Source organism: Streptomyces xanthophaeus (genome assembly GCF_000725805.1).
In the GTDB taxonomy this organism is placed as follows: domain Bacteria; phylum Actinomycetota; class Actinomycetes; order Streptomycetales; family Streptomycetaceae; genus Streptomyces; species Streptomyces xanthophaeus.
Genome location: NZ_JOFT01000068.1, coordinates 1 through 8,477, shown reverse-complemented (window position 1 = coordinate 8,477; position 8,477 = coordinate 1). Strand labels below are relative to the sequence as shown.

Below are 8,477 nucleotides of genomic sequence, written 5' to 3'. Positions count from 1 at the left end.
GCTTTAGCTTGGCTTCGCCAAGCTAAAGCCGGCCCTGGCGGGCCGTTGGTCCTCCGCTTCGCTCCGGACCTAGGAAGGAGAGGGCCTCGCTGCGCTCGACCGAGGGAACCGCCCCGCAGGGGCAGCCTTAGCTCGGCTTCGCTCCGGACCTAAGAAGGAGAGGGCCTCGCTGCGCTCGGCGGGGCTCGGCTTCGCCGAGCTAAGGCCGGCCCTGCGGGCCGGTAGTCCTCTGCTTCGCTCCGGACTGAGGAAGCGACTGGCCTCGCTGCGCTCGGCCAAAAGAACCTCCTCGCTCCGCTCGGAGGAGCTTCGCTTCGCGAAGCTAAAGCAGCCCTACGCTTCGCTCTGGTTCCGCTGCGCCCCACAGAGGAGGCCCGCTCCGCAGGCCCCAAGGCTCCCGCGCTTCGCGCGGGAGGTGACCCTGTTTCACAAAGCCCGGGCCTCCGGCCTGTTGGGAGGGGCCGCTCCGCTCCCCCACCCTGGCCCTTCCCGCTCCGCCTCCAGGGCCAAGGCCCGCTAGCAACAGGGGCCTGGCAAGACCCCTTGACCACATCTCGGGAAGTCCTCCCCGTTCACTGGCCGGGGTCTTCGGCTTTGCCTTCCTGTCACCGTCTCCTACCCGTGGCAGGCAGGCAAGAACTCGATGCCCTCCGGTGTCCCATACTCGACCACCGCGAGATAGGCCCGAGGGATGCTGCACCCGACCTCGGTCCACTGGTACGCGAACACGCTCCAGCCCATGAACCCGAGCACCAAAACAGTGCGCCAAGTCTTCGACATGGATGCTTCGTCCCCACCCCACTGCCGGACGACACCCTTCCGGCGTGAGGTAGCACGCGGGCAGCCCACAGCAGCCGTACACAGGCGTCGTCGGTGATCAAGGCGGCGGACTCATACAGGTAGGAGGACCAGGTGGCGGTCACCCACTGGTTCCACTGCGCTCCACCATGGTGTGGCCCCCTTCAAGGAGTCCGGAGATCCCACGCTCCGTGCTGGAGAAAGGGGGTTCAATCTTTACTCCAGCTAGACTCTGGAAAGATCATCCTGTGCCAGGTCCACTGAACGATGGCAGTCGAGGCCTCCGAAAACCACTGAAACTGCACCGCTGAACCGCAGCCCGATGCCCGATGCCCGATGCCCGATCATGTCCGCTCGCGAGCAAGCCGGTAGCACTAGCTAAACCGGTTTGTTCCGCTCCTCCAGAACAAACGGATGATCGAGCACCGCCCCCTGGCTCCTGCCCCCGCCCCCGTCCGGCCTCGGAGCTGGCCGAGGTGGCCCCGGCTCCAGTGCGGTCAGGGCAGGGTCCACCAGTGGTCGTCGTTGTTGGTGTAGTTGCAGGGGGCGATGCCGACGCGCTGGCCGTTGTTCTTCGTGGAGTAGTCGTCGACGTCCAGGCACATCGGTCGGCCTGCCTGATCTGACTTGACGTTGACCAGGAGGAACGCGCTCTGGTCGGCGTTCCACTTGCGGTACCACAGCTGGTTGTCCGCAGTCGTGTTCTGGCAGGGGTAGAGACCGACGTAGGCCTTGGTGGGGGCACCGTAGTCCGGCAGGTCGAAACAGAGCGCGGGCTGGGCCGAGGAACGGATCAGGAGACCGTCGGTTCCGTCGACGAGATCGAAGGCCTGCTGGTGCCCCGAGCCCGCGCCGCAGTCGAACTGGGTGATTTTGCTTCCCTGGTTCGGGATCCCGCCGGTGGCGATGTCCAGGCACTTGCCTGTGGTGACGTTGCGCAGCGTCCGGTGGAGGGGCGAGGCCGGTGGTGCGGCGAGTGGTGGCGGGCTTGCGGCCGGGGCGGGCTTCTTCTCCGCCGGGGCCGGCTGGGCGGGTGCTGAGGAGGGCGGGTCTGCTGATGGCTCCGGGGTGGCCGCGAGGCCGGATGTCTCGGGTGTCGGGGTGGCGCTCGGCGCGGAACCCGGATCGGCCGGTGCTGAGGTCTGCTGGTCCTGCCCTGGGTCGTTCGGCGAAGAGGCGTCCGCGGAGGGGTCGTTCGCGTGGTCGGGCCGGTTGGCGATGACCAGGACCGCGACCAGGGCTGCGAGCGCCGCCCACTGGGCCGGGGTCCGCCAACGCCCGGCCCGGCGGCCCGACGACTCGCCGGGACCCGCGAGCGAGTGCGAGACGACCGGCTCGCCCGCATCAGGAGCGGTCAGGGGGTTGTCCGCGGACAATGCGCCGGGCTCACCGCCGAGCGGGTCGTCCGGGACGGGGTTCCGGTCCGGGGCTGTGGCGGCGGATTCCCGGTCGGCCGGGGTCTCGGCCGTGTCCGGTGTCGAAGTCGTTTCCGGGGCTGAGGAAGCTGCCGGATCAGCCTGGCCGGCTGCGGGAGCCGGTTGCGCCGTCGGCACGGAAACTGCCGCCGTGCCCGCGGTGTTCACGGCTGCCGACGCGGCCATCGCGGCGCTGCAGAGGCGGCGTGCCTCTTGGAGGGTTTGGTCTCTGGTGCGGGCGTCGCGGGTGTAGCGGTCCTCGATGACCTGCTTGAGCCGTGACAGCGGAATGATCAGCTGGCCGGAGCGGTACTCGCTCCATCCGGTCCGGTTGCCGCCGTAGAGCTCCGCGAGGCGGCTGACCGTGTGCTCGGTGGTCAGGTCTCGCAGGAACTGCGCGAGGTCGTTCGCCTCGGCGGTGCGGCCCTTCAGCGGGCCCGGCGGGCGTCCAGGTCTGCTCATTGCTCCCCCTCCAAGGTCCGGCTTGCCCGCGCGTGTTCGTGCAAGTTCGCGGATATCCGGAGTCCCCACCCCCGCTGACCTGCACAGACGCGAGTACGCGCCGCCGGACAATCAGATCAGGTTCCAACGTGGTGTTCCACCGCTTCCGCCAACCCGGACGGCGGAATCCACCACAGCGAAGGAACCCCGTGAAAGAGCCGTTGATACGCCGGCCCAAAGTCGTCGCGGCCCTGGCCGGCCTGGTGATGGCCGTCGGTCTGACCGTCATGCCGGCGCAGGCCGACAGCGTCGACCGCTACGCCAAGCCCGTCTCGACGGGAACCATCGGGAACGGTGCGGCCCCCGGCGGGCCGGTCACCCGGGAACAGGTCATCGCCCGCGCCAAGCACTGGGTCGACAAGCGCGTCTCCTACAGCCAGGGCAGGTGGTGGAAGGACGAGGCGACCGGCGGCTCCTACCGGCAGGACTGCTCCGGGTTCGTGTCCATGGCCTGGCAGCTGAAGGAGAGCCTGACCACCCAGTCACTGCCTGCCGTCGCCGACCGGCTGTCCGGCTTCGACCAGCTGGAGGCCGGCGACGCCCTCGACTACCCGGCTGCCCATGCCGTGCTGTTCGGCGGCTGGACCGACAAGGCCAAGGGCGACTTCGTCTACTACAGCGAGAGCCGCAGCGGACGACCCGCCCGCAAGGACACCGCCAACATCCACGACAGCCGGATCGCCGGGCACCCCCGCAGCGCCTACGTGCCCTTGCGTTACAAGAAGCTCATCACCGCCACCAGCACGCCTCGGGCGCTCGCCCTGGTGCCTGCCACATCCACCGCTCCCGCGAAGCCCGCCCGGGCGACTACTGCCGTGCCCTCGTCCAAGGCCACGGCCGCCGTGTCCGCGCCGGCTTCCGGTTCGAAGGCTTCGGCCGGCTCGGCCGCGGCTGTCCGGCCGGTTGGCGTTCCTGCGGCCGGCCGCTGTGCGCCCGGCGTTCGGGGCTCCTTCTGGCAGTGGATCTTCACGTTCTGAATCGTTTCTCTGAAGGGATCTCGATGAACAACGTCATGCCCCCGCAGGCGCCGAAGGGTGCCGTCACCTGGTGGCGCAGGTTCCACGGTGCGTTCCGCATGCTGTGCCTGCTCGCCGTCGGAGTCGTCGCTCTGGGTGTCGCGGCGAACGCCGCCCCTGCCAAGCGGCAGGCCCACCGTGCCTCCACCGCCGGGCCGACGATCGTCATGGAGCAGATCGTCAGCACCGGGTCGGCCGTCTACGCGCTCTCCTCCGACCACCAGGGCGTCTACGAGTGGTCCACCCACCAGAGCAACTGGATCAAGGTGCACGGGCCCGCGAAGAACATCTACGCCGGCGGCGGGCACCTCTACGCGACCGATACGGCCCCCGGCAACATCCACAAGTACAAGCGCAGCCCCGGCCAGTGGGACCGCATCGGGAGTCCCGGTCTCACGTTCGTCGCCAGCGGCGAGAAGGTGTACGGCATCAGCCCCGACAAGAGCGGAGTCTGGGAGTACACCGGGAAGGATGACATCTGGACAAGGATCAGCGGGCCCGCCTCGAACATCTACGCCGCCCCTCACAAGGACGTCCGCCGCACGGTCAAGGACCTCAGCCGCCGGCCGATCAGCACCCTCTACAAGACCGACCTGGCCACCGGCGAGCTCTACTCGTACGACGAGAAGCCCGACCGGTGGAGCAAGGCCGGCCGGCCCGGCGCCACGTTCGCCGTCACGGACAAGAACCTCTACGGGCTGACCCCCGACGGGGCCGCGGTCATCGAACGTGATGCGAAGAGCGGCAAGTGGAAGCCGGTCGGCGGGCCCTCCGGGCACATCTTCGCCAGCAACACGCTGTACAGGACCGACAAGGCGACCGGCGACCTCTACAAGTACAACGGCAAGCCCGGAGAGTGGAACCGTATCGGCGGTCCCGCCGCCGCCTTCGCCACCAGCGGCGACTACCTCTACCGGCTCTCCTCCGACCGCCGCTCCGTCCAGAAGTACGACGGCGACGGCACCACCGATGAGTGGCGCAACCTGCGCGCTCCCGTCGCCCCGGCCACCCACGCCGAGAAGGCCGCCCGCCTGACCGCCCTCACCCAGTTCGGCGCCGACGCCACCAACGCCTGGTACCGGAAGTACGGCGCCTACCGCACGGGCAAGCCCGACCGCTACGAGTTCCGGTGGAGCACCAACGTGTGCAACTCTCCCGCCCCGAACGCCGTCGGCAGCTACGACTTCACCCTCGCCTGCGTCCGCCACGACTTCGGGTACCGCAACTACCGGGACCTCTTCGGCGAGACGGCCTTCGTCACCAACGAAGCCGGAAAGCAGCGCATGGACCTGATCTTCCGCCAGGACCTGAAGGAGATATGCGACCAGCGGGGCTTCCCCGAGGTCTACACGCCCGCCGAACGCACGGCGTGCCACCAGGCCGCCACCGTCTACTTCGGTGCGGTAGCCACCGCCCGCTGACCCGCGCAGCGCACCACCAGGCCCCGGCCGCGCCCCTCGAGGGTGCAGCCGGGGCCGGGGGCTTCCTGTGCTGTGGTCGCGTCAGGTGGGGAGCGGGGTGACCGGTTCATTGTCGAGGAGCAGGTGCAGTCCGCCGTCCTCCGGGCATCTCAGACCCGCGGAGAGGCTGTGCACCTGGCCGTCCTCGGAGAGGGTCAGCGCCACGGCTGCCTGGAAGGCCATGTGCCCTGCTGGGCACTTGACGTAGGCAGCAGGTTCTTCCGGGGTGAGCCTCCACCAGGCCGTGCCCGCGCCGGGGAGCACGCGCTCCTGGACGTCCCCGTCCAGTACCCCGATCGGGAGGAGGCAGCCGAAGCAGTAGCACTCCCTCCCCCACACCTCGAACTCGGCCCACTCGAAACCCTCCGCACCGCACAGACCGCACTCGACGGCGGCCGTCACGACCCGGCCGGCCGTGAGGCCCTTCGCGGCCTGTCCGACCAGCTCCAGCAGCTCCTCACGGCCTGTATCGCCCCCGCCTACGGGTCCTGCACTCCACACGCCAGGCTTCATGATCTGGATTCTCGCACCCGGGCGAGGGGGTGCTCTCCCCCGGTCCGTCGGTGGTTCCGGGTGTCCCAGCCCTCGTGGCCTGGCGCCTTGGTGTCAGGCAGCTTGGGGCCAGGCGGAAACTCTGGATCGGGCTCTGACCAGCGGACATGATCTTCTCAACGGCCCGCAGGGGCTGGGGAAGACGACTGGTTCGTGTTCCCGCAACCGATACGTCTGCACCACATCCACGTCTTCGCCCTGGGGAGGTTTGCCATGCCCGCACGCCGTCGTACGAACGCGAGCATCCGGCAGGCCTTCGACCTGCGCCCCCGCACGAGCTTCCGAGGAATCCCCATGTCTGTCACCTTCTCCCGCCGTGTCCTGACCTCCGCGACCGGGCTGGCCCTGGCCGCGTCCGGTCTGGTTGCTCTGGCCGCCACGCCTTCGCACGCCGCGGGGCCCGCCTACCAGATGCCCTTCAGCTGCGAGCAGACATGGCTGGGCAAGACGTACAGCGGGCACAGCCCCTCCACGCTGTCGATCGACTGGACGCGGGGTGGCTCGACGGAGAACCAGCCGGTCCTCGCCAGCGCCGACGGCACCGTGAGTGTCGTGAAGTCGCTGACGACCAGCTACGGCAAGTACGTGGTCATCGACCACGGCAGCGGCTCCAAGACGCTGTACGCCCACCTGAACGACCACGACGTCACGGTCGGGCAGCGCGTCACCCGCGGGCAGAAGATCGGCATAGTCGGCAGCACGGGGAAGTCCACGGGTGCCCACCTGCACTACGAGCAGCAGTACAACGGCACGGTGAAGCAGTCGGTGTTCAACGGTGTTCCGTTCAGCATGGGTTCGCAGCTGACCAGTAAGAACTGCGGGCAGAGCCCCGAGGTGCCGGACAACGAGTCCGGGTGGCGCGCTCAGGTCGCGGTCCAGTCCGGCGGGTCGGTCTTCCACGGCATCCGGACCGCCGACCGGCAGTGGACCGCCTTCGGGAACGTGGAGGGCGCGTCGGGCGAGGTCCCCTCGGGCGCCAAGGAGATAGCGGAAGCCGGGATCAACGGCGATACGCACATGCTGGCCGTGGGCAACGACGGCAAGCTCTACCACACCATCCGCTTCACGGACCGCTCCTGGGCGGGCTTCGCCGACGTCACCCAGGGGGCGGCCGGCGTACCGGGCAACATCACCCAGGCTTCCGCGGTCTCGGTGGGCGGGGACCTTTACGTCGCCGTCGTCGCGGATGGCGTGGTCCACTACACCATCCGCTACCCCGACGGGAACTGGAAGCCGTTCGTCTCCCTCGGCACCCCGGGCGGCACGCCCGCCACGAAGGTGACCGTGGCCAGGACCGGCACCGACGTGCAGTTCGTCGCCCTCGCGGGCGGGAACCTCCAGCACACGCTGCGCAAGGCCGACGGGTCGTTCTCGGCCTGGGGCGACGCGTCCGTCGAGGCCGGGCTGTCGGGGATCGAGGACGTGGCCGTCGCCGGGACCGGCGCCGACCTCCAGCTGGTCGCCACCGCTGCCGGGGGCACCAAGCAGTACCACGGCATCCGGTTCGGCACCGGGCACTGGCAGTCGTTCCGCGACCTGTCCTCGGTCGTCTCCGGAGCCACCGTCACGGACGTGGCCGCGGCCGCTGTCGACGGCGAGCTCCAGGTCGGGCTCGTGACCACCGACGGCCGGGTCCTGCACACCATCCGCCACGCCGGCGCCAGCTGGGACGCGGCGGCCGCCATCAACCTGAACGGTGTCACCGGCGCCCGCACCGGGATCGCCCTCACCGGTACCTACAACTGAGCCTGGGGCGTTACACGGCGCGCGGGCCCGGGACGATGTCGTCCCGGGCCCGCGTGCCGTTTCCCGCGTTGTCATGGGGGTTACTTCGGGTCGGTGTTGAATTTCGCGGCCGACCAGAAGTAGCCGAGGACCACGAGGCCGAGGCACCAGGCCGTCGCGAGCCAGCCGTTGTGGCCGATCTCGGTGCCGAGGAGGAGGCCGCGCAGGGTCTCGATGGCCGGGGTGAAGGGCTGGTACTCGGCTACGGGCTGGAACCAGCCCGGCATCGCGTCGACCGGGACGAAGGCGCTGGACAGGAGCGGGAGCAGGATCATCGGCATCGCGTTGTTGCTGGCGGCCTCGGCGTTCGGGCTGATGAGGCCCATTCCGACGGCGATCCAAGTGAGCGCCAGGGCGAAGAGCACGAGCAGTCCGAAGGCGGCCAGCCACTCCAGGGCCGTGGCGTCGGTGGAGCGGAAGCCGATGGCCAGCGCTACGGCGCCCACGAAGACCACGCTCATGATGCACTGCAGGACGCTGCCGATGACGTGGCCGATGAGGACCGAGCCGCGGTGGATCGCCATCGTGCGGAAGCGGGCGATGATGCCCTCGGTCATGTCGTTGGAGACGGACACGGCCGTGCCGATCGTGGTGCTGCCGATGGTCATCAGCATCAGGCCGGGGACGAGGTAGGCGATGTACGCGGAGCGGTCGCCGCCGCCGATGCCGGCGCTCATCGTGTCGCCGAAGATGTAGACGAAGAGCAGCAGGAGCATGATCGGCGTCAGCAGCAGGTTCAGGGTGAGGGACGGGTAGCGGCGTGCGTGCAGGAGGTTGCGCCGCAGCATCGTCGAGGAGTCGCGTACGGCAAGGGCGAGGGTGCTCATCGGACGGACTCCTTGGGCTGGCTGGGCACGGTGGTGGCGGTCAGGGCGAAGAAGACGTCGTCCAGGTCGGGGGTGTGGACGGTCAGTTCGTCGGCCTCGATGCCGGCCGCGTCGAGCCGGTCG

At 69.3% G+C, this 8,477-nt stretch carries 6 protein-coding genes and 1 pseudogene; 3 read left to right on the top strand and 4 right to left on the bottom strand.

What is annotated here, in order from left to right; translation table 11 throughout:
* Window positions 1–1,295 precede the first annotated feature (1,295 nt).
* Window positions 1,296–2,675: a ricin-type beta-trefoil lectin domain protein gene (locus IO30_RS0128710; protein ID WP_031147686.1), complete on the bottom strand. Its 1,380-nt coding sequence runs from the start codon at window positions 2,673–2,675 to the stop codon at window positions 1,296–1,298.
* A 188-nt stretch (window positions 2,676–2,863) separates the two neighbouring features.
* Here IO30_RS0128710 and IO30_RS42245 point away from each other — a divergent pair, with 188 nt between their 5' ends.
* Together IO30_RS42245 and IO30_RS42240 are read left to right on the top strand one after the other, a co-directional pair.
* On the top strand, window positions 2,864–3,691 hold the full coding sequence (locus IO30_RS42245) for a hypothetical protein (protein WP_157853396.1): 828 nt from the start codon (window positions 2,864–2,866) through the stop codon (window positions 3,689–3,691).
* Between the two features lie 23 nt (window positions 3,692–3,714).
* Window positions 3,715–5,151, top strand: a complete 1,437-nt coding sequence (locus IO30_RS42240; RefSeq protein WP_051902654.1) for a phospholipase A2 — start codon at window positions 3,715–3,717, stop codon at window positions 5,149–5,151.
* A gap of 81 nt (window positions 5,152–5,232) precedes the next feature.
* On the opposite strand, the gene IO30_RS0128695 is transcribed toward IO30_RS42240, so the two are convergent.
* Complete coding sequence (locus tag IO30_RS0128695; protein ID WP_157853395.1) at window positions 5,233–5,703, bottom strand: hypothetical protein; 471 nt, start codon at window positions 5,701–5,703, stop codon at window positions 5,233–5,235.
* A gap of 333 nt (window positions 5,704–6,036) precedes the next feature.
* On the opposite strand from IO30_RS0128695, the gene IO30_RS42700 reads away from it, so the two are divergent.
* Window positions 6,037–7,488, top strand: coding sequence for a M23 family metallopeptidase (locus tag IO30_RS42700; RefSeq protein WP_063768245.1), 1,452 nt, complete (start codon window positions 6,037–6,039; stop codon window positions 7,486–7,488).
* Window positions 7,489–7,568: 80 nt separating this feature from the next.
* Here the strand turns inward: IO30_RS42700 and IO30_RS0128685 are convergent, their stop codons facing one another.
* The gene (locus tag IO30_RS0128685) at window positions 7,569–8,354 is read right to left on the bottom strand and encodes an ABC transporter permease (protein WP_031147677.1); all 786 of its coding nucleotides are present in this window, start codon (window positions 8,352–8,354) and stop codon (window positions 7,569–7,571) included.
* A pseudogene (locus tag IO30_RS47220) lies at window positions 8,351–8,477 on the bottom strand (ABC transporter); the annotation flags it as partial. The pseudogene IO30_RS47220 and the gene IO30_RS0128685, both read right to left, overlap by 4 nt.

Excerpts from the sequence above, each read along its gene's own strand:
- IO30_RS0128710 (WP_031147686.1), bottom strand. The coding sequence starts at position 2,675 with ATGAGCAGACCTGGACGCCCGCCGGGCCCGCTGAAGGGCCGCACCGCC.
- IO30_RS42240 (WP_051902654.1), top strand. The coding sequence starts at position 3,715 with ATGAACAACGTCATGCCCCCGCAGGCGCCGAAGGGTGCCGTCACCTGG.
- IO30_RS0128695 (WP_157853395.1), bottom strand. The coding sequence starts at position 5,703 with ATGAAGCCTGGCGTGTGGAGTGCAGGACCCGTAGGCGGGGGCGATACA.
- IO30_RS42700 (WP_063768245.1), top strand. The coding sequence starts at position 6,037 with ATGTCTGTCACCTTCTCCCGCCGTGTCCTGACCTCCGCGACCGGGCTG.
- IO30_RS0128685 (WP_031147677.1), bottom strand. The coding sequence starts at position 8,354 with ATGAGCACCCTCGCCCTTGCCGTACGCGACTCCTCGACGATGCTGCGG.